This window comes from Promicromonospora kroppenstedtii DSM 19349, from assembly GCF_000515355.1.
GTDB classification, from domain to species: Bacteria; Actinomycetota; Actinomycetes; order Actinomycetales; family Cellulomonadaceae; genus Promicromonospora; species Promicromonospora kroppenstedtii.
The window spans coordinates 155,408-156,693 of record NZ_KI911656.1; the positions used below are offsets into that span (position 1 = coordinate 155,408).

2 protein-coding genes are annotated in these 1,286 nt (G+C 75.8%); both read right to left on the reverse strand.

Going from position 1 to position 1,286, the window contains the following annotated elements:
- Nucleotides 1-186: 186 nt before the first annotated feature.
- Nucleotides 187-954, reverse strand: coding sequence for a creatininase family protein (locus PROKR_RS11500; protein ID WP_211240108.1), 768 nt, complete (start codon nt 952-954; stop codon nt 187-189).
- On the reverse strand, nt 951-1,286 hold a 336-nt coding region (locus PROKR_RS11505; RefSeq protein ID WP_157602019.1), incomplete at its 5' end, for a FadR/GntR family transcriptional regulator. The genes PROKR_RS11500 and PROKR_RS11505, both read right to left, overlap by 4 nt.

The window sequence follows — 1,286 nt, forward strand, 5'->3', positions numbered from 1 at the left end:
GCGAGGAGCGCCACGCGCCGGGCGGGCCGCCGTCGGCCCTCCGGTACGGGGCGGGGTGCTGCTGTCGTCGTTGACATGCGAGTCCTTTCTGGGCGCCGGCCCGCGGCTGCGGGCATGGCGGAGCGGACACCTGGCGGGCCAGGTGCGTGCGGTGGGGTTGCTCTGCTGTGCGGTGGTGTGCCGGCGCTACGCGGGCGGCCACTCCGTCAAGAAGGTCGTGATGCGGTCGACGATCGCCTTCACGATCGCCGCGCCGTCCTCGGCGGTGGCGCGGCGCGGGTCGCCGAGCACGCCGTTGGGGCTGAGCCGGTCGTACGGCAGGGTCAGGGCGGGCTGCGCGTGGCGACGCGCCGTGCGGGAGACGTCGTCGAGCTGGTCCGGGCTGGTGGTGCCCGCCTCCAGGCGGTCGGTGTGCACCAGGTGCGGCGCGAGGTGCAGCATCTGCGCGGTCTCGGCCTCGCCGGAGTGCCCGTGCACGGCGCTCGGCGCCATGGCGGCCACGGCGTCGCCCGCGAGCGTCGTCAGCGGCGACCAGGCGAGCTGGACGCCGGGGTGGGACACCAGCAGGTCCTGCGCCACCGTGGTCAGCGTGGCGTTGTTGCCCCCGTGCCCGGTGACCACGAGGAACCGGGTCCAGCCGTGCCGGTGCAGGCTGGTCACGTACTCCCGCACGACGGCGGCGAACGTCGTCGTCGTCAGGGTGACCGTGCCCGCGAACGCCATGTGGTGCGGCGAGACCCCCACGGGGATCGACGGGCCCACCACCACCCGGCCGGGCAGGTTCGCGGCGACCTGGGCCACGACGCCCTCGGCCCGCACCAGGTCGGTCCCCAGCGCCATGCCCGGGCCGTGCTGCTCCAGCGCCCCGGCCGGGATCACCACGACCGTGCCCCGCGCGACGGCGTCCGCCGCCTCCGTCGTCGTCATCTCCGCCAGGCGGAACGGGGCGCTCACGGAGCCACCTCCCCGAAGTCCGCCGCCTCCAGCGACTCCCGGATCGTGGTCAGGTGCGCCCGCGTGAGGTGCTCCGCGGCCGCGCCGTCGCCGTCGCGCACCGCGGCCAGGATCTCCAGGTGCTCCGCGTGGTCGCGCTGCCGGTCGTCGTACCGGAACCGGATCTCCGTCTGTTCCGTGGCCCGCACGTGCAGCAGCGCCTCCACCGTCTCGCGCAGCAGCCCGTTGCCCGACGCCGCCGCCAGCTCCACGTGGAAGTTCAGCGCCGGCCGGAACCCGTGCACCGGCGGCTGCAGTGCCGTCGCGGCCGCGGCCTCCAGCCGCTGCAGGGC